The sequence below is a fragment of the Planctomycetaceae bacterium genome (assembly GCA_039680605.1).
Classification (GTDB): Bacteria; Planctomycetota; Phycisphaerae; order SM23-33; family SM23-33; genus JAJFUU01.
In genome coordinates this window covers 1-20,078 of record JBDKTA010000038.1, presented here as the reverse complement: position 1 = coordinate 20,078, position 20,078 = coordinate 1, and the positions used below count along the sequence as shown (strand labels likewise).

The window sequence follows — 20,078 nt, the reverse complement described above, 5'->3', positions numbered from 1 at the left end:
TTGTAACAGCGTCGAAGATACATGCCGCCATTGTGGCGACGGGCGTTGCCAGGGTGCAATCCACTTGGTCTTCACTACATTGCGTTTGGCGGGCTGATCGGATCCAAAACAAGTGAAAAGACCCTTTGGGGTAGCAGAATGCCGCCATTGCACCGCCATTCCTGCACAAATCGACCGAAAATAATCTGCATAAATCTATAACTGCGGAAGTTGGGGTAGCGCGGGTCCTCCACGCACGTCCAGAGTCGCAGGAGGTATTCGGCGGTAAACAGGACAACGCTGACGGCCTCGAAGGCGTCAAAGAGCGGCCCATACGCCTGCTGCACCGGCGCGATCGACTCGAGGATTACGCTCAGCAGATTCAGTGCGATCAGGCCCAGAACAAGGAAGCCCACCAGGTTGCTGCCGCGCCCGTTGTGGGGCTGCAGGACCAGGAAGATGCGTTGGCGCAGATTCATCATGTATTCATCGACAATCTTCAGAAGTCGCCGCGCGGGAATTCGGTGATCCGCAGCAGTGTGCTGGCCTGCGGGACCAAGTGCAGCAGTTCGGGGCGGCCGTCGAGGTCGAGCGTATCGGGGATCGGCGGCGTGTAAAGGCCTTCGCGCAAGGTCCAGTTGACAACGCGGCGGCCGCTGACTCGCAGGACCAGGGGCGAGTTGTCTTCGTCCCAGGGCGAACCCTTCTTCGGGCGGCGGACCACGTCCACCTGTTCGGGCGTCAGATCGGCGGGCAGGGCGTAGTTCCACTCGCTGCGCGGCAGATGTTCATATGCGGGGAACTCGGCCGAGCACTTGGGCCCGCCGGTCGCGCGGCGCACATCGGCGACGATGGGCAGCGAGAAGACCAGCGGGCCGTACTCCAGGCTCATGCTGCGCGGCCGGCGGCGGATGACCACGTGCGGCCTCAGCTCGAGCAGGACGCAATCGCCGTCACGGAACTTTGCCTCGGCCAGCACGAAGCGGCCGCCCGCGTTGCCTTCGTCGACGCACCGCCCGTTGAGGCTCAGGCAATATCCGCCGCTCCAGTGCGGCACGCGAAGGCGCAGCCGCAAGTCGCGCGGTTGCGACAGACCCACGCAAAACTCGATTCGATGCCCGAAGGGATACTCCGTGCGCTCGCTCAGCGTGAGGGCCTGCCCACCGGACAGCGTGAAGCGTGCCTCGCACGGGGCGTAAAGCGCTGCTGTGATCTCATCGCGCGCCGAGTCGAAGAAGAACATCCGCTTGGCAAACGCCGGCGCCAGGCGGTGTACGTTGCCCGTGCAGCACTCGGTGTCGTGAGCGGGGCGGTAGCACATGCGGGCAAAGGCGTACTGGCCCCAGTCGCTGTTGCCGTTCCAGTGGCTCGAGCGGTTGCTCAGGATCGCCTGGTTGGGCGACGAGTAATACTGATGCGAGCGGAAGTCCCTGCTGACCGACCCCAGGCCGGCGTTGAAGAACGCCTTTTCGAGCTTGTCGGCCCAGCGCACTTCGCCGGTGGCGCGGAGCATGTGCCCGCACGCCAGGACGAAGTCGCCGGCGTTGCACGTTTCATGCACGAGGTCGTCGGCGTTGCCCGAGAGGCACTCGAACCCGCTGGCCAGCCCGTCGGCCAGTTCGTGATGACGCTCGAGCATGTCGAACCCGCCGCGGGCGGCCGAGAGCATCGACTCATCGCCCGTGGCGTGAAACAGCACGGCTGGCAGCTTGAGAAACTCGTGATAGCTCACCGCATGGTCGCCCGAGACCACGCCGCGGCGCATGCTGTCGGCCGTCTTGGCGTCGCCGACGTTATCGGCAGCGAACTTGTCATAGATTCGCCGCGCCAGGGCAGCGTACTTGCTCTGTCCGGTCAGCTCGGCCAGGCGGCAGAGGTTTTCCACGTGCAGCACCGGCCGCTGGGCGAATCCGATCAGCTTCATCGTCTCCAGATCGCTGCCGTCGCCGTAGACCGCTGCGTAGTGCCCCTGCAGCGCGTCGATGACGCGGCCGTCTCCGCTGCTCTCGTATTCTTCCAGCAGCATGCGCGTGAAGATGACCATCGGCCAGGCGTCGGCCTCGACGTTAAGCGGGCCCAGCCGCCCGCCGCTCTTGCGGTGCTTGAGGATGTGCTCGACGCTCTCGCGCACGCGCCCCAGCAGCGCCGAGCTGCCGAGGTAGTGCCCGCACCGCAGAGCGCCGTCGAGGTAATACGCCGACTGCTCGTAAGGCCACCACGCCTCGCCATACTGCGGATACTGCCGCTTGCCATTGTCCAGCAGCTCCGCCCACAGCCCGCCATCGAACGGAAACCCCATCTCGCGCGGGTGCCCCGTCAGCCCGCTCTCCTGCCGGCTGAACAATTCGCCAAGCCATCCCCGCCCCGTCACAGCCGAGGCGGGTAGCTCGCGAGGCAGTGGTCCGATCGCATCACTATCGCACGTTTCACTCATGGCGGCATTATATCTCACTCGGCGCGGGCCGGAACCTTCGTACCCGTGCGCCGCCGGATAGACAACCGTCGGCGCATCGGTATAATCTCCGTGGGAATTTCCCAATCAGTCCCTCTTGGGGGCTTTGCCGATGCCGACAAACTTCCTGGCGATTGAGCCGATGGCGTACCATCTGGAGATGGTGCAGTATCTCAAGATGCGCGAAGAGGCGATCTGGAAGTGGTATTCCAGCGACCGCCTCCGCAGTGAGCAGAACGAAGCGGCACGGCTGGAACTGCTCAAATCCACCTACCGCATCGAGCGCTCAGCCAATGAGCGCCTCTACGCGAATGCTGACGAGGTCTGCGCCAAGCTGGGCCTGTCGGCGCCGGTGACATTTTACCAGTCGCAGGATGTGGGCGGGCTAAATGTCAGCGTGCGGTATATCCCCGGCGAGGTTCACGTCATCCTCTTCGGGGCCGTGGCGACGGCGTTGGAAGACCTCGAGCTTAAGTGGGTGCTCGGCCACGAACTGTTGCACTTTGCCCTGCTGGAGAACTGGCGCGAGTACCTGACGGCTTGGCAGGTGCTGGCGGCGATGGCCAACGATGCCGCCGCAACCACCGCACATCACAACAGCTGGAGGCTTTTTGCGTTGTACAGCGAGGTCTACTGCGATCGTGCGGGTCTGGCCCTGACGCAGGACGTGTCGGCGGCCATCACCGCCCTGGCCAAGATCGAAACCGGCGTCACGGGCATCACGGCCGAGAGCTATCTGCGGCAGATGGATGAAATATTCAGCAAAGGCCTCACCGTCAGCGACGGAGTCGACCATCCCGAGTCGTTCATCCGCGCCAAAGCGCTGACGCTGTGGGCGGAGAAAGGTCCCCAGGCGGCCGGCGAGATCGCCCTGATGATCGAGGGCCCGCTCTCCGTCGGCAGCGCCGATCTGCTGGCGCAGGTCAAGCTGTGCGACCTGACTCGGCGGCTGATCGAGCAGATTCTGATCCCCCACTGGATGCAGACCGAAACGGCGATGGCCCACGCGCGGCTGTTCTTCGACGATTTTCATCCGGCCACGCACGCCGACGCGACGCTTAAGGCCGCCCTGGCCACCGACGACGCGAAGCTGCGCGACTACTGGTGCTACGTGCTGCTGGATTTCGCCGTCGTCGACCGCGATCTGGAAGACGCGCCGCTGGCGGCGATGCTGATGATGGCGGACGACCTGGGCCTGGGCGACCGATTTCGGGTCCTGGCGGCCAAGGAACTCAACCTCCGCAAGAAGCAGATGGAGTCCCTGGATGCGGATGCGGCGACCCTCGCGCGCAAGGCGGCGGAGGCGGCGGACCAACCATGAGCGACTTCCATGACTTCCTGATGTCTCGATTCGAGAAGGGCGGTTTCTCTACTGAAGACGCACTGGCGAGCTTCCTGCCGCTGGCCCGCCAGGTGGCCCAGACGCATGCCGCCGGCAAGGTCGCTCCCCTCGACGGCGTGGCGGCGATCCAGGTCGAGGGCGTGGCCATGTGGTTTTCGCAGGCCCTGGCCAAGGCTCCGGCCCTTCGCAACGATCGTATCCGGGCGCTGGACAAGCCGCCAGCCGGCGTCGAGATTCTCTCCGAGCACAAGCGCACCATCGACCTCGATCGCGGCGGCAACGAGGGCGTCGTCAATCTCCAGATCGGCTCGCGCGACCAGGAGGTTGCCAAGCCGGTCTTCCTGCCCGGGTACATCTGTTGGGAGCATCAGCTCGGCCATCACGACCCGGTCTCGGATGTCTTCTGCCTGGGGATGATCCTGGCCAGCGTCACATGCGGGCTGGACTTCAACGAGCCACAGGACCTGCAGACGTTCGTGAACAACCGGCGAAACCTCTTTCGCCTCAATGGCGGTCTGCACCCGGTGCTGGCCAAGGCCATCGTGCGCATGACCGAGCTGAGCCGCCACGCGCGCCCGAAAGACCTCGACACCCTTATCCACAACCTGGCGCACTACCGCGACCAGAACGTCGATGTCGACTTCGACCTGGCCAGCGCCGAAGCTGCCGCCGCCGGAGGCAAAAAGCAGGTGCTCCTGGGCAAGCTGCAGGAGCGGCTATTCGAGTTCTCGCGCCGTAACCGGCTGCTGCATTTCCGCTCGAACATGCAGGCGGTGAACCTCACGCACGCCTCGGTGCCGCTGTCGTTCGACGCCGCCAGCATCCGCCCCGAACAGATTCTCACGTGGCGCGGTGATTTTGCCCGGGCGATGTCGGCCGCCGAGCCGGTCTCACTCAACCGCTATCTCAACTTCACCGAGCAGATCTATCTGCCCAGTCTTCTCGACCGCGTTCGCTCCGAGGCCCTGCGCGACGCGGCGGAATTCGGTTTCGAGCAGCTCCGCGTGGCCATCTGCTTTTTGCGCTGGTCTAACGTCAAGCTAAGCCCGCCCGAGCAGTTCGATTCCCCGTTGGTTCTGCTGCCGGTGAGGCTTGTCAAAAAGAAGGGCATCCGCGACAGCTACTGGCTGGCTCCGATCTCCAACGAGGCCGAGCTCAATCCCATCGTGCGACACCAGTTCAAGCAGCTCTACGATATCGATCTGCCGGCCATCATCGACCTGGACGAGACCACGCTCGACGCCTTTTACGACGACCTGGCGGCAAAGATCGCCGCCAGCGAACAAGGCATCACGCTGACGAAAGTGGATCGGCCGCGGATCGATCTCATCCACGATCTGGCCAAGCGGCGGCTGGACCGGTACCGCCGCAGCGCGCGGATCTCCGGGCGCGGGGTGCGCAGCTTCCTCGACATCGACTACAGCTACGACGCCTCGAACTTCCATCCGCTGGGGCTGGGGATATTCAAGGCCCGCCTGCGCCCCGCGGCGACGCACTTGCGCGAAATCGTGCAGGACAAGCCCGAGCCCCGCAGCTATCTCATCCAGCCGCCCGATGCCGGCGACACTCCCACCGCCCAGGCCGACCGGCAGTTCTACTCGCTGACCGAAGAGGCCGACGACAATCCATACAATTGGGATTTCGACTTGTGCCGGCTGACCCTGGGCAATTTCCGATATCGCAAGATGACCCTCGTGCGGGACTACAGCGAGTTGCTGGAAGGCCAGGCCGCCAACCCCGCCTTCGACGCGGTGTTCTCGCTGGCGGCCCGGCCGGTCGAGCTCGACAACCTCCAGAGCCCGCCGCTGGAAGAGCGGTTCCACATCGTCCAGTGCGACCCGACGCAGTCGCTGGCGATTGCGCAGGCCCGCGCGGGCGCCAGCTATATCATCCAGGGCCCGCCGGGAACGGGCAAGTCGCAGACCATCACCAACCTGATCGCCGACTACGTCATGCGGGGCAAGAAGGTGCTGTTTGTTTGCGAGAAGCGTGCGGCCATCGATGTCGTCTACGCCCGCCTGCGCCAGCAGGGGCTGCACCAGTTGTGCTGTCTCATTCACGACTCGCAGACTGACAAGAAGGCCTTCATCCTCGATCTCAAGGCCCGCTACGAAGACATGCTCGGCGAGCAGAAGACCAAGCCTCGCGCCTGGCAGCAGCGGCGCGTCAACCTGCTCAAGTCCCTGCAGCAGGAACTCCAGCCGCTGGCCGATTTCAACGCCTCCATGCTCGCCTCGCACGCCACTGCCGGCCTGACGGTGCAGCAACTCCTCGACCGCGCTATCGAACTGGCCCCACATGCCCCGCAGCTCATGGCCGCACAAAAAGAAGTCCTTCCTGATTATGCGCAGTGGCGCGAGCACCAGGAAGCCATCGATCATCTCGCGGCGGCTGTTGCCGACATCCAGCCCCAGGGCGTACTGGCGAGACACCCGCTGGTTCTGCTGAGCCCGAAGGTGGCCCTGAACGAGGCGCCCGTGCGGCTGATCGATTCCAGCGTCTCGTCGGCCCAAAAGCTGCTGCAGTCGCTGACGGCGGCGCTGGAGGAGGTATCGCTGGCCCCAGAGCACGGCGGCACGCTGGCGGGTTTATCGCGCGTGCTGCAGTATGCCAAGGCGGTCAGCTATCTCGCGCAGCGAAACTTGATGGGCCTGCTCGACGAGACCAGCCCGCAGGCCCGAGCGTTCGCCGCCGCGGGAAAGCGACACGCCGCTGCCGGCGCGGCGCTGGCCAAGGCGCGCGAGGCGGCGCGCCACTGGAAAAACAAACTGCCCGCTGAGGAGGTCGCCATTGCCCTCGACCAGGCGCGCCGGCTCGAGGGCAAGCTGCTTTCGCTGCTCAGCGGGGCCTGGTGGCGGCTGCGCAAGGTGCTGCAGAGCCGGTACGATTTCGCCGCTCATGCCGTCCAGCCAGGGTGGGTGCAGGTTTTGACGGGTCTGGAAGACGAATACAAAGCGGCCGCGGCGCTGACGGCGGCCGAGGAAACCCTCTGTGACGAGTTGGGCATTGACGAGCCGCTGGAGCACCTTGACAGTCACTTGCAGCAGGCCCGCACGTGCGTGCGGCAGATGCCGCCGGCCTTCCAGTCGCTGCACGCGGCGATGGTCAAATCCGACAGCGCCGCAACGACCGTCGTGCGGCTGGTAGAGACCGCAACGCTCTATGAGCAGTTGACGCAGGTCTGCCACCAGTTCCTGGAAGGCTTCGAGAACAAGCCCCTGGACGTGCTGGCGGCTGAGCTGGCAGGCATCCAGCAATCGCAGGACAGGGTGGCGGATTTCCTCTACTGCCTGACGCAATTGCAGCATCTGCCGCCCCGGCTGGCCGGTGCGCTGCGGACGCTCGAACTTGACAGCCGGGGCATCGAGGCCGCCATCGTCGGTCGTTGTGTTGACGAGATCTTCCGGAGCGACCGCGTCCTCAACCGTTTTAGCGGCAAGGTGCGGGCCTCGCACGTGCAGCGGCTGGCCGTCCTCAATCGCAAGTGGCAGGAGGTCAACGCTGCCGCCGTGCTGGAAAAGTCGCGGCAGAGTTTTCTGGAGCACATGCGCATAGCCGCGCTTCCGGCGGCGCAGCTCACGGCCGAGCAGAAAGAGTTCAAGGCCCTGTACAACCGGGGCCGCCGCGAACTCGAGCATGAGTTCGGCAAAGTCATGCGGCACAAGTCGATTCGCGACATCGTCGCCGGCGACTCCGGCGCCGTCGTGGGAGACCTCAAGCCCGTGTGGCTCATGAGCCCGCTGAGCGTCTCGGACACGCTGCCGCTGCAGACCGACGCCTTCGACGTGGTCATCTTCGACGAGGCCAGCCAGATCACGCTGGAAGAGGCCGTGCCCTCCATCTTCCGTGCGACGCAGGCCATTGTAGTCGGTGATGAAATGCAGTTGCCGCCCACGGACTTCTTCTCGGCCAAGTCCGCCGCCGAAGACGAAGAGGGCCTGCTGCTCAGTGACAACGGGCAGGTCTTCGAGTACGACCTGTCGAGCAACAGCTTCCTCAATCACGCCGCCAAGAACCTGCCCGCGCGCATGCTGGGATGGCACTACCGCAGCCGCAGCGAGTCGCTGATCAGCTTCTCCAACTGGGCGTTCTACCAGGGCAAGCTGCTGACGGTGCCCGAGGAATGTCGCTCGGTCGGGGGCGGCGAAATTGTCGTTGAGGCGCCGCAGGACGGAGATGCAAACGTCACACGGCTGCTCGACCGGCCGGTGAGCTTCCACTACATCCCCGGCGGGACGTACGACGACCGCCGCAACCGCAGCGAGGCCGACTACATCGCGCACCTGGTGCGCGGGCTGCTGGGCGATGGCGGGCTCAGCATCGGCATTGTCGCGTTTTCCGAGGCGCAACAGACTGAGATCGAGTCGGCCCTGACGCGCCTGGGCGAAGAGGACAAACTCTTCGGCGAGCGGCTCGAGGCTGAGTACGAGCGCGAAGTCGATGGCCAGTACGTCGGGCTGCTGATCAAGAACCTCGAAAACATCCAGGGCGACGAGCGCGACGTGGTGATCATGAGCATCTGCTACGCCAAGGCCCCCGACGGCAAGATGCGGATGAATTTCGGTCCCATCAACCAGAGCGGCGGTGAGAAGCGCCTCAACGTCGCGTTCTCGCGGGCCAAGCACCACATGGCCGTCGTCAGTTCCATCCAGCACACGGCCATCACCAACGATTACAACGACGGCGCCAACTGCCTCAAGACGTACCTGCACTACGCGGCGGCCTCCTCGTCAGGCCAGAGTGAAACGGCCCAGCGCGTGCTGCGCGAGCTGGCGGTGTGGAAAGATGTCGAGACGCCGCAGGAGCAGGTGCGATCGGCCGTGGTCGAGGCCGTCAAGGCTGCCTTGACAGACACCGGATACGCGGTGGAAGCGGGCATCGGCATGTCGCACTTCCGTTGCGACCTGGCTGCGCGGCGGCATGGGGAGCTCCACTACCGCTTGGGCGTGCTCGTCGACACGCAGGCGCACTACGAGCAGGACGATCTACTGGAGCGAGAACTCCTGCGCCCGCAACTGCTGAAGGCCTTCGGCTGGAACATCGCCCACGTGCTTGCCAGGGATTGGTATCACGATAGGCAGGGCGTGCTGGATGGCCTGGTGAAACTTATCGAGAACGGACCCCCGCCCGAGCAGGACCTGGCGAGTGAGGTAGAAGAGAACGAGGATGCCTGGACGGAGTTTGACGGCCCGGAAGAACCCCAGGCCGAACCGGTCGAGGAACCGCCCTCGCCCGCCTCGCCGGACCAGCAAGGCGAAACTCCGGCACCCGCGCGCCCTCGCCCCGCTCCGGGCGATCCGGTGCAGATGGGACCATTCACTCGCTACTTTGAGTTCGTCGGCGGCGGCTCAAGCAAGTACTGGCAGATCGCACTGAAGGGCAATTCAGTCACGGTGCATTATGGCCGCATCGGCACCAACGGCCAGACCCAGACCAAGGTCTTCGTCGACGAACCCGTCGCCGCTCGAACCGCCGCCAGCCTCATCCGCGAGAAAACCGGCAAGGGCTATCAAGAGAAACAGGTTCCGGCATAAGGCGGATGTCGCCATCCGGCCTTGTCACCTTGGCTGTCGTTTTTTCTTTTCCTTCTTCCGCTCGCGGCCGAATATGCTATCTCGTATTGGAGAATATTGGAGAACGACATGAATAACGCTTCGCTGCGCAAGATCAATCCCGTGCCGCTGACTTCGGTTACCCTTGACGACGCCTTCTGGGCGCCGCTGATGGAAGTCAACCGGACGGCTACGCTGCCGATCCAGTATCAGCAGTGCAAGACCACCGGGCGGTTCGACGGGTTTATGTGGACGCGCGAGAGCGGTACCACCGAACCGCATATCTTCTGGGACTCCGATGTGGCCAAGTGGATCGAGGCGGCGGGGTACAGCCTGGCGGTTAAGCCTGATCCGGAGCTGGAAAAGCAGGTTGACGAAGTCGTCGACGTGATGGCCGCCGCGCAAGGGCCCGACGGCTACCTCAACATGTATTTCCAGCGCGTCCAGCCGGACAAGCGCTGGACGAACCTGCGCGACTGTCACGAGCTCTACTGCGCCGGGCACCTGATGGAAGGCGCCGTGGCGTATTTCCAGGCCACCGGCAAGCGAAAGTTCCTCGATGTCATGTGCCGCTACGCCGATCACATCGCCGCCACCTTCGGCACCGGCGAGGGGCAGAAACGCGGCTACCCCGGCCACGAGGAAATCGAACTGGCGCTGGTGAAACTTTTCCGCGCCACCGGCGAGAAGAAGTATCTCGACCAGGCGACGTACTTCGTCAACGAGCGCGGCCGCCAGCCGCACTACTACGACATCGAGGCCCAGGCCCGCGGCGACGATCCCAAGCACTGGCACTTCGGGCACTCGTACGAATACTGCCAGGCGCACAAACCCATCCGCGAGCAGGACCGGGTCGTCGGTCACGCGGTGCGGGCGATGTACCTGTACTCGGGCGTGGCGGACGTAGCCGCCGAGACGGGCGATGCGTCGCTGCTGGAGGCCTGCCGCACGCTGTGGAAGAACGTCACGCACAAGCAGATGTACGTGACCGGCGGGATCGGCCCCACGCGGGCCAACGAGGGCTTCACCTTCGACTACGACCTGCCCAACGAGTCGGCGTACGCCGAGACGTGCGCGTCGATCGCCCTGGTGTTCTGGGCGCACCGCATGCTGCACCTGGACCCCCGCGGCGAGTACGCCGACGTGATGGAGCGGGCGCTGTACAACGGCGTCCTCTCGGGCGTCAGCCGCGACGGCGAGAAGTTCTTCTACGTCAACCCCCTGACGCTGTACCCGCCGATGTTCGCCCCCCACGACACGTTCTTCGGCGGCCAGCGCCAGCAGTGGTTCGGTTGCGCGTGCTGTCCGCCGAACCTCGCCCGTATGGTCGCCTCGCTGCCGCTGTACATGTACTCCGCCGGCGAGGCCGAGGCGTGGGTACACCTTTACGCCGCCGGCGAGGCCGATATCGAACTGGCCGCCGGCACCGTCACCCTGACGCAGAAGACGCGATACCCCTGGGACGGCGAGGTCACCATCAACGTACAGCCCCAGCCGCAGTCGGTCTTCACCCTGGCGCTGCGCATCCCGGGCTGGTGCCGAGAGGCCTCGCTGAAAGTCAACGGCAGGGCGATCGACCTGGATCCGCTGACGAAGGACGGCTATGCCCGCATCAAGCGCCTCTGGCAGGCGGGCGACAAGGTCACGCTCTCGCTGGCGATGCCCGTCGAGCGCGTCGAGGCCAACCCCAAGGTGCGCCAGGACGCCGGACGCGTCGCCCTCCAGCGCGGGCCGGTGGTCTACTGCCTCGAAGAAGCCGACAACGGAAATGACCTCAGCGCCATCGCCCTGCCCAAGGATGCCAAGTGTACCCTCGGCAAGTGCCCGGAGGAACTGGGCGCCGTGCCGATGATCAAGGCCCCCGCGCTGCGCCCCGACGCGGCCGACTGGAACGACGATCTCTATCGCCCCGCCGGCGGGATGACCAAGGCCGTCACGCTCAAGGCGATTCCATACTATCTCTGGGCCAACCGCACCCCGGGCGAGATGCTCGTCTGGCTGACCCAGCAGTAGCACGGGCATCTTCCGTAGCACGGGCATCTTGCCCGTGAGTAGCATGGGCGTCCCGCCCATGCTACCTGGCGTGTCGCGGACGTCCCGTCCGCGCGTTGCGAGGGCATCTTGCCCTCGCTCCCCGATTACGCGGGCGGGACGCCCGCGGAGAAGAATACGAAGATGCATGGGCGAGACGCCCGTGCTACTCATGGGCGGGACGCCCATGCTACAATGCCGCCAATGATTTCCCGCCTGACATTGCTGGTTCTGTGCCTCCCGGCTGGAGGATGCTTCTTCTCCGAACGCTCGCTGCCGCTGGACCCGCGAGACCGCGTCAGTGTCACCCCGTCGGCCGACGCGCCGCTGACGACGCGCCAATGGCTGGCGGCCGTCGAGCCGCAACTGGCTAAGCTCCGGCCTCACCACCCCAAGCAGCCCATGCTTACCGACGAGATGGTCCGCCCCGACGGCAAACCCGTCGACATGGTGGCCGCGTACAACATCCGCGTGGGCAATCTCGAATCGATCGTCTGGAACTTCTGGGGCCTGGCGTATTCGGCCCAGGCGGTGTCGTCGCGCGACGTGACGGGCCCGCCGCCGTGGCCGCTCTTCGAAGACGTCTGGGTGCCGGTGCATGCAGGGCTGGAGTATTCCGCGCGGCTGGGCTGGGCACGAGACGCGGCCGGGGCGATCATCGATGCCGACTGCATCGTGATCATGGCGGGCATCCGCGGCGACAACAACGTCATGCGCGTGCGCGACCTGGCGATGGGTCTGCGGGCGTGCGGGTTTCACGTGTTGGCCGTCGAGGTCCGCGGCACCGGCGGCACCGACCGGCGATTCCCCAATTGCGAGTACACCTGGGGCACGCTGGAGACCGAGGACCTGATGGTCGTCGCCGACTGGCTGCAGGCCAAGCCCCACGTCAAACGCACCGGCATGATCGCCTACTCCTGGGGCGCCAATCAGTGCCTGCTGGCCGCCTGGGCCGAAGGGCGTCCCGACAATGACGAGGGCATCCCCCCGCGCCTGCTGCCGTACATCACCCGCCCGCCGCGCCCGCGACGGCGTTATGAGGCCGGCATGATCGGCTTCTCGCCCGTGCTGCGGTTCGAAGAACTCATGGACGTGATGGAGACCGAGCAGTCGGTGCTGGCGCGGCCGGCGGTGGCCGGTCTGCAGGCGACTATTCGCGGCCGTATGATCCAGAAGAAGTACCCCAACCCGCGCGGCAGCGTTCATGAGCTGCTCAAGTACGTCGGCATCGGGTATCCGCAGGACGCCTTCGACGGCCTGGAGTACGTGCGGATCATGCCCTACAAGGACCTGATGGTGCATGAGCGCATCGCGCCGATCCGCGTGCCGGTGCTGCTGGTGCATGCGGCCGACGACATGATCGCCCCCGCCCAGGACGTAGCCGACTTCCTGGCCCGCAGCCCCAACCCCAACGTGGCCGCCATCATGCTCCCCACCGGCGGCCACATCGGTTTCGGCCCCTACGCCCCGGCGTGGTACTACAACCTGATCCTGAACTTCTTCGACCCCAAAACCGGCGCGGCCGCGTGCGCAAAAGCCACGCGTCCCGCCGTGGCGGAAAAGTAGCACGGGCATCTTGCCCGAGTACCATGGCGTTTTATCCTGACCCTGCCGAAGGACCCGCCCATGTTCCCCGGTCGTGTCGCGGACGTCCCGTCCGCGCGTATCCGCGGGTGTCCACGCCCGCGTAAACAGGCTTAAGGTTTCGTGATGGCCGCGGCGGGCTTCGACGCCGCAGTCTTCTGCTCTTTCGCCCAAGCCCGCGCGCGGTCAACCCACTTGAGAAGGTCCTCAGAAGACACGCTGGCGTCGCTAGCATCGCGGTCCCGCCAGCCGAGGATTTTGGCTATCGCCAGGGCGGCACAGTCGCACGCGCGACGCTTGAAGTAGACTACCTCGCCGTCGACAATCACGTCTTCGTCTTTGCCGATCTCCTGAGTGTCAAAGAGGATCGGAACCAAAGCTTGAAGCTCGGATCGGCTTGCGCGACAGCCCAGTTCCTCCAATGCGCGCACCCGCACGTGCCGCTTGGGCGAATTCGCGGCCCGCTCCAGCAAGATCCCCGGCATTTCCTGGGGGCAGATTTCCCACAGCGCCTGGGCAGCGCCGTGGTGCCCTTTCTCCATGAACTCGATCAATCGCGCCTTGGCCGGTTTGTATTTGATCTTTCCCAACCCCTCGATCAGGGCCGGGACGAACGATGCGGTCGGGGCGTCTTCCGCGTCGCGCGAGTAATCGGCCTTGGGCAGGCAGGCCAGAAGCGCCTCGCCGGCTTTGAGTTCCGTCAGCACGAGGATGACTGTCATGGTGTTGCGATCATCCCGATTCTTGAGCATCGCCGCGACCACCTGGATCACCTGCGGATCGTGGATGCCGATGTCGGCGGCAGATTGGGCTACTTTCAGGCGCGAGGAATCATCCAGGTCGCTTCTTCGAATGCACTCGCCTATGGCTGCGGCTTCGCCGGTGGCTTTCATGTTCGAAAGCAGGATGAGAGCGCCCTCGACCACCTCGACCTTTGGATCCTTCAGAAGGCCCGCAATGGCCTTGGGCACCTGGGGATCATCGGGACAAAGAGCGGCGACGACCAGTGCCGCGTGCAAACGCGTGACAGGCGCCATGTCGCCGTTTTGCACAAACCCCAGCAGGAGCCTGCCAGCGCCGGCATCATGCAACATTCCGAAAAGCCCGATGGCGGTGAGGGCAACCTGCTCGTTCTTATCCCCTGCCAGCGCCGCCAGCGCCTTGACGACTCGTGGATCCGTCTTATCCAACCGCACCAGTCCCTCGGCCGCTTCGATTCGGATGTTAGGCTCCGCATCGCCTGCGGCCGCAAAAAGCGCCTCCAGGGCCGCCGCCCTTTCTTCCACGACCGAACTGAGAATCTTGCAGTACAGGCCCCGCGTCAGTGGCGGCTTGTCCTTCAATGCGATGAAGCGGCGGATTTGGATGAGCTTGGGGCGAGAGCGTAGAAGGGAAGTCGCGTTCGTTGCCAAAACTTCATCCTTGGAATCCACCAGTTGATGCAGGCGATCTCCCAAGGCCTCCGGCGCGATGGCGTCCAGAGCGGCAGCCGCCTTATCCTGGATTTCGGCATTGCCCAGCATCTCAAGCAGCGTCGCCTTTGCCGGGGCATACTTGAACTTGCCAATCGCCTGGACGAAATCTCTGTGGATTCCATATTTCGATGTTTGGCCCAGAAGGCTCTGGAATATCCATGACGGCCCTTCCTCTTTGCCCCCCGGTTTGCCAATGGCGTCAAGCTGTTTCCCCAACTCCTCGTCCCCAACCTCCTTAAGGCCAGGTTGCCTCTGCAACCTCTTCAAAATAGCTGGCGCTGCTTCGTTGGCATCCAGTTCCTGTAGAGCCCGCACGGCAGTGGCCGCAACAAACACATTGGTATCGTCGACTCGCTCGATGAGCACCTTGACGACCAACGCGCTTCTGACCTTCAATTCCCCCAAGGCAGCGCAGGCTTGCCAGCGCAGGCCGGCGTCCTGATCTCCGGCGGCTGTGGCCATCGCCGCGGCGGCCGTTTCCTGTTGGTCTTTTACCTTTCCCAACAGGATGCAAAGGAGCCTCTTGTTCCATAGCGGCTGGGTCTTGAGGGCAGAGGCAAACTGCGCCACGGGAATGCGCTGCGGGGCGGCCACGAAGAGACCAAAGGCCTCTTCCGCAAGTGATTTGTCTACCGACATGACCGCAGCGGCGAGGACGTCTCGCTTGCTGCTCCAGTCGCCTTCCCGCAGGCGGGATGCAACGCAGGCGGCAAGGACTTGCGGCCCCGCCAACAGCATGGGCACCAGGTCCTCTTCCTTGCTACGCGCGACGATCCTGTGGGCGAGCCATTCGTTGTCTTTGTGCTTGCCGCCTTTGAAGGCCTCGATCATCACGGCAGTGAGTTGCTCATCGGGGATGTAACTTTCCGCAAGACATGTTTTGCCAGCGCGGATGGTGGCGATGGCCTCGGCCAGAGTAAGCTGCGGCATAAAGCTTTGCGTCAGGGGCGGAGGCGGAGGAACGTCATGCTGGGCAATGCGCTGCTGCCATGCGGCGTCGGTGGCCTTATCATCTATATTCTGGCGAAACTCGCGATAACTCAGCACCGCGCCGCGATGCAGCACCAGGCCGCCCCTGCCCGGCACGACAACATACAGCGCCTGTGGGTACGCCAGCGCTGAGCACAGTCTCGTGTTCAGTGTGGGATCGACAAAGACCGGTACGGCCACGGGGTAATCATCTTGATCTGTACTGTAACTGGAAGAGTACACCCGGCTGAGGGTTTCGCCATAATTTCTGATTGTGGCGACTTGGGCTTCGGTCAGGTCCTTTCCCGCAAGCTGCTTGTTGGCGATCTCGGCCAGCCCCTCGCATAGGGCGCCTAGTTCGGCCATGCGGGCGATTACATCGTTTTCCCCAGTGGTGGCAAACATCTTGAGAACAGCGGCCTCTTCAGCCGTGGGCTGATCGCCCTGAAGGCATCGCTTTGCGGCATTCTCGGCTGTCTGCAGAAGCGAGTTCTGCAGGCCTTCTTCAGCAAGGGATTTCTGGAGGGACCGCGCATAGGTTTTGAGGAAGCGATACACAATCCAGCGTTTGCTCTGCAGACCCTCCAGTATCTTCAATTCCCGGTCAGAACAATCAGGTCTTGACTCCAGTGCCACTACCCTCCGAAATGCGTCCAGATGCTCCAGAAGGGCAGCCGCATTCTCTCTGGCCGGCGGCAGCAAGGTTGATTCCAGCGTTTGCTGCGTCGAACGGCACAGTTGCGCCAAGCCCGCGAAGAATGCCGGATAGGGCGAGACTATCCCTAAGGGACTCAGGGGTTCGCCACCCAGAGCCCCAAGTGTCTGCTCCGCATGAAGCGCCCAGGTATGGCGCTGACCGGCCCAGGCGCCAAGTTGCGTCCAGACCTGCTTGTCCTGCCAGGCCGGCGCCTGCAGCGCTGGCGGGGCCGAGGCTGGAACAGGCTTGCTCAGTTCGGCAAGCAGTTTGAGCGACTGGCCATAGAGTGAATCGGGCGTTTCCCCGCAGGACGCTGCCGCCACCGCCTTGGCCACGGCGGGGCCTTCGGCCTTCTCCAGCGCCGCCCGCGCGGCTGGGGAGTTGAACGCCTTGCATGCGACGAGGAAGTCCAGGCCGCTGGGAAACGCGCGGTTTCCGATCTTGGGATGCACCGTGTTTTGAAAACAGATGCCCGAGGGCTCGGGGCGTGGCGGCAGCAGCCGAAAACCTTTCGTCAGAGCGGCAAAATGCGATAATTCCGTGGGCGTCAGACACTGATCGTTTATGAGTGGATCGGGCAACGTCTTTGTCAGGGCGTCGCTAATGCGCTCGAGATCGCGGTCGATGTTCTTGCCGCGGGCGGTCGCAGCGTAGGCGGCCACATCGCCGTCGCGCGTCTTGGCGAGCATGACGTCGAAGGGGCGGGTCAATTGCTCCCAGAGGGTCTTGAGCTGCGCGTCGGCGTCGATCACTCGCGAGAGCTTCAGGGCCAGTTGCGTCTCGCGCGGTTTCTGGAGGCGAAAGATCACGCCGGCGTACCACTGCCGCGCCCTGAAGTATCCTTCCAACTCAGGATCGCCTGCGTAGAAACTGATGGGAACAAACCGCGAAGGCATCTGGACAAAACCGATAGGTACCTGGACGCTTTGGCTGGGACCGGAGGTGAGCTGCCGGGCCAGAAGCCCCGACAAGTCATCCTCGGCCAGAGCCTGCGGCGCCTGCAGGGCCAGCCCTGTGGCCGCGTAGTCGGCCAGCGGGCGGCAGTCGGGCCGGGCCTTGAGGGCTGCCAAAAGCTTGGAGGAGAACTCCTTCAGCCGGGCGGCCTGGCGCTTCTCAATCAGCACGACGCCCTCCTGCAGCAAAGCTCGATACGTATCCCACGCCGAGTCGGTGGTGATGAAATGCTGTATCGGCTCATCCCAGCGTGCTTCGGTGTAGGCAGTGTAAATCTTCGCGAACTGCCTGTCCGTCACGACGAATCCCTGGGCGGCCAGAAGCTTCTTTGCCTGGTCGCTGCCTTCGAATTGATCCATCCCTTGGACCTTGCTCAGGTCGTAGGGAGGCTTGTCGCCCGCAAGAGAAACCCCCGCGGCCGCCAGGATCACGCTTAGGATAACCGTCGCGCGCATTGCCTGCCCTTTCCCGTTGAACCGCCCGCTCTTAGGCCTGACTTCTAAAGATACCCCTCAGCGGTTAGACGCACAATGCGGGAGTTTCTTTTGAGAAAGTGCAAAAATATGGTTGGATACCTCACCGGAGGGCGGCGGTTTGATGACATGACCGCTGCAGAGTATTTCCCTTGGAGCGTCATTATGAAAAAGTCTTCGCCAGTAGCGACGATTGCTGCGATGTGCTTGTGCTGCGCGTTGTCCGCGCAAGCGGCAAGAGGCGACGAGCCGGTTAAGAAGGACAAGTTTGTCCCGGCTGTGACGTGGGCTTTCAGCGGCGATGGGGGCAAGACGTTTTTGCTGAAGGAACTGCCGGCGGTGGCCTCGGCGCAGACGATCAGCTTTACGGCGCGGGGGGTGTTCAAGGTCGACAAGCCCTCGAGCATCGGGTGTCTTTGGCTTTCGGCGGCGGGGAATCAGCCGGGGTTGACGACGGGGGATTATGGGGAGTGGTCGCGGCCTTTGGTTACGGAGGCGGTGGTTACGCTCAACGGCAAGGCGCTGTCGGGCGTGGCGGCGTTTCAGGTGTACAACAAGTTCGTACTCGACACCGCGGACCTGGTGGCCGGCGAGAACGTCGTGACGATCTCGGGCAAGTACTGCAACGCGGCCCTGAAGTATGGGGTAATCGAGCCGATCAAGCCGGAGATGGTTCTGAGCTATGGCGGGGCGGAGGATGTGGAATTTATCGCCGGGCCGGCGGTGGGGGCCTGCGGCGAGGACTACTTCAGCGTTTGCGCGCGAACCAACGCCAACGCCGTCGTGACGCTGAAGGTGACGGTAGTGCAGGGTGCCACGCACAACTCCGTTGCGCGTGTCGCTGACCGTCAAACGTCGGGGAGCATGGGCGAGACGCCCATGCCACAGGGCAAGAGCATGGGCGAGACGCCCATGCCACAAAACGGCAAAGAGATCACGTTGACTTCGCCGCGCGGGAGGTTTCATCGATTTCGCGCGAGCATTCCCAAGGGCACGCGGGAACTGAAGTACACGATGACGCCTTACGCGTCGGCCGGCGGGGCGGCGGGCAAGGCGGCTGGGCCTCACAGCGTCAAGCTGCCGGACTTCGCGGGCAAGAGCTTCACGTTTGCGGCAGTGGGGGCAAGCGACGGCGGGGGGTGGGAGAGTCTGTCGGAGAAGATTCGCGCGGCCGCTCCGGACTTTGTAATTCACGCCGGCGGAATGAACTGCTTTCCGGTGCTCGACGGGGCGTGGGACGGGATGATGTTCAAGAGCTGCGCGCCGCTGGTGGCTGCGGTGCCGCTGTATGCCGTTCGCGGGTGCGAGGAGGGCGGCGGGCCCAATCCCGTGTTCGCGGGGATGATCTACTCACCCACGCCCGACGGGACCGGGCGCAACTGGACGCAGGTCTTCGGCGACTTGCTGCTGATCGGCCTGGACGAGGACGCGATCACCGATTGGTCTGCCGGCAAAGGCACCATGGTCTGGCTGGAATCGGTGCTCAAGGCCTCGCGGGAGAAGTACATCGTCGTGGTCTCGCACTACCCCGGGTACGGCAGCGGGCAGGGGTGCCGCCCGCCGCTGTCGGGCATATTGCTGCAGGTGCGTCAGAACGTCATGCCGCTCCTGGCCAAGTACAAAGCGACAGCGATGATCTCCTCCTTCAGTCACGGCTATGAGCGATGCGAACCGACGGCCGACAAGGGCGTGACGAATATCTCGATCGCCGCGGCCGGGACCGCGCAGTTCAAGGCCAGCAACCGCTCCAAGAGCAACAACCCCTTCCACGTCACCTGGGCCAACGGGCTGCTGTATACCCTCTGGCAAGTGAAGGACGGCAAGCTGACGATGCGGGCGCTGCGGGCCGGCGGGGCGGAAATCGAAAGTAAGGTATTTGAGCCACGACAGTAGTGAGTGTTTGTCGTGATCGTCCGGGGTTGTCGGGCCGGGGAGGAAACCGACGACGAGGACGAGGACGACGACGAGGACGAGTTGCGTGCCAAGAACCAGTGCAGGCCTGATCATGTTCCGCCTTTGCGGCCGCGACGCCGAGGTGCTGCTGGTGCATCCCGGCGGACCGCTATGGAAGAACCGCGACGTGGGCGGCTGGAGCATTCCCAAGGGTCACGTCGAGCCGGGCGAGGACTTTCTGGCGGCCGCCCATCGCGAGTTTACCGAGGAGACGGGGCTGGTGGCCAAGGGCCCGTTCATTCCGCTGTCGGCAGTGCGGGAGCGAAGCGGCAAGATGGTCCACGCCTGGGCGTTCGAGGGCGACTGCGACGTCTCTACCGTCGTCAGCAACACCTTCACGATGGAGTGGCCGCCGCGGTCGGGGAAGTTTGCGAAGTTCCCTGAGATTGATCGTGCGGCGTTCTTCACGCTGGAGGAGGCGCGGGAGAAACTGCATGCAGGCCTGGATGAATTGATCGACCAGATCGAGAAGAAGATACTGGGCTCCAGATCCTAGAGCAAGTCACGAACACATCTAGCGCCCTCTGAAGAAGTTGTGTATGCTTGGGTCAAGCATGGAGGCTTGAAATGAAAGCATACTCAATGGATTTACGTAAGCGTGTGTTGGCAATGTGCGA

The 20,078-nt window shown here is 64.0% G+C and carries 9 protein-coding genes; 6 read left to right on the top strand and 3 right to left on the bottom strand.

Going from position 1 to position 20,078, the window contains the following annotated elements; all coding sequences use genetic code 11:
- Positions 1 to 74: 74 nt before the first annotated feature.
- Together ABFD92_10980 and ABFD92_10975 are read right to left on the bottom strand one after the other, a co-directional pair.
- Positions 75 to 461: a hypothetical protein gene (locus ABFD92_10980; GenBank protein MEN6505056.1), complete on the bottom strand. Its 387-nt coding sequence runs from the start codon at positions 459 to 461 to the stop codon at positions 75 to 77.
- A gap of 17 nt (positions 462 to 478) precedes the next feature.
- The gene (locus ABFD92_10975; GenBank protein MEN6505055.1) at positions 479 to 2,413 is read right to left on the bottom strand and encodes a beta-L-arabinofuranosidase domain-containing protein; all 1,935 of its coding nucleotides are present in this window, start codon (positions 2,411 to 2,413) and stop codon (positions 479 to 481) included.
- Between the two features lie 130 nt (positions 2,414 to 2,543).
- On the opposite strand from ABFD92_10975, the gene ABFD92_10970 reads away from it, so the two are divergent.
- The 4 genes from ABFD92_10970 to ABFD92_10955 all read left to right on the top strand — a co-directional run bounded on the left by ABFD92_10970 (position 2,544) and on the right by ABFD92_10955 (position 12,922).
- Positions 2,544 to 3,752 (top strand): hypothetical protein, encoded by a 1,209-nt coding sequence (locus tag ABFD92_10970; GenBank protein MEN6505054.1) that lies wholly within the window; start codon positions 2,544 to 2,546, stop codon positions 3,750 to 3,752.
- Positions 3,749 to 9,307 (top strand): AAA domain-containing protein, encoded by a 5,559-nt coding sequence (locus tag ABFD92_10965; GenBank protein MEN6505053.1) that lies wholly within the window; start codon positions 3,749 to 3,751, stop codon positions 9,305 to 9,307. Before ABFD92_10970 ends, ABFD92_10965 begins: the two co-directional genes overlap by 4 nt.
- A gap of 108 nt (positions 9,308 to 9,415) precedes the next feature.
- Positions 9,416 to 11,338 carry a beta-L-arabinofuranosidase domain-containing protein gene (locus ABFD92_10960; GenBank protein ID MEN6505052.1) on the top strand — a complete coding sequence of 641 codons (1,923 nt, stop codon included), beginning with the start codon at positions 9,416 to 9,418 and terminating at the stop codon, positions 11,336 to 11,338.
- Positions 11,339 to 11,560: 222 nt separating this feature from the next.
- Complete coding sequence (locus ABFD92_10955; protein MEN6505051.1) at positions 11,561 to 12,922, top strand: alpha/beta fold hydrolase; 1,362 nt, start codon at positions 11,561 to 11,563, stop codon at positions 12,920 to 12,922.
- Positions 12,923 to 13,053: 131 nt separating this feature from the next.
- Here the strand turns inward: ABFD92_10955 and ABFD92_10950 are convergent, their stop codons facing one another.
- Complete coding sequence (locus ABFD92_10950; GenBank protein MEN6505050.1) at positions 13,054 to 17,490, bottom strand: DUF3160 domain-containing protein; 4,437 nt, start codon at positions 17,488 to 17,490, stop codon at positions 13,054 to 13,056.
- Between the two features lie 183 nt (positions 17,491 to 17,673).
- Between ABFD92_10950 and ABFD92_10945 the strand changes: the two genes are divergently transcribed.
- Entirely contained in the window at positions 17,674 to 19,401 is a 1,728-nt protein-coding gene (locus tag ABFD92_10945) for a hypothetical protein (protein ID MEN6505049.1), read from the top strand.
- Positions 19,402 to 19,486: 85 nt separating this feature from the next.
- Entirely contained in the window at positions 19,487 to 19,957 is a 471-nt protein-coding gene (locus tag ABFD92_10940) for an NUDIX domain-containing protein (GenBank protein ID MEN6505048.1), read from the top strand.
- The last annotated feature ends 121 nt before the right edge of the window (positions 19,958 to 20,078 follow it).

Coding starts and splice junctions, on each gene's coding strand:
- ABFD92_10955 (MEN6505051.1), top strand. CDS start 11,561: ATGATTTCCCGCCTGACATTGCTGGTTCTGTGCCTCCCGGCTGGAGGA.
- ABFD92_10960 (MEN6505052.1), top strand. CDS start 9,416: ATGAATAACGCTTCGCTGCGCAAGATCAATCCCGTGCCGCTGACTTCG.
- ABFD92_10975 (MEN6505055.1), bottom strand. CDS start 2,413: ATGAGTGAAACGTGCGATAGTGATGCGATCGGACCACTGCCTCGCGAG.
- ABFD92_10970 (MEN6505054.1), top strand. CDS start 2,544: ATGCCGACAAACTTCCTGGCGATTGAGCCGATGGCGTACCATCTGGAG.
- ABFD92_10965 (MEN6505053.1), top strand. CDS start 3,749: ATGAGCGACTTCCATGACTTCCTGATGTCTCGATTCGAGAAGGGCGGT.
- ABFD92_10945 (MEN6505049.1), top strand. CDS start 17,674: ATGAAAAAGTCTTCGCCAGTAGCGACGATTGCTGCGATGTGCTTGTGC.
- ABFD92_10950 (MEN6505050.1), bottom strand. CDS start 17,490: ATGCGCGCGACGGTTATCCTAAGCGTGATCCTGGCGGCCGCGGGGGTT.
- ABFD92_10980 (MEN6505056.1), bottom strand. CDS start 461: ATGATGAATCTGCGCCAACGCATCTTCCTGGTCCTGCAGCCCCACAAC.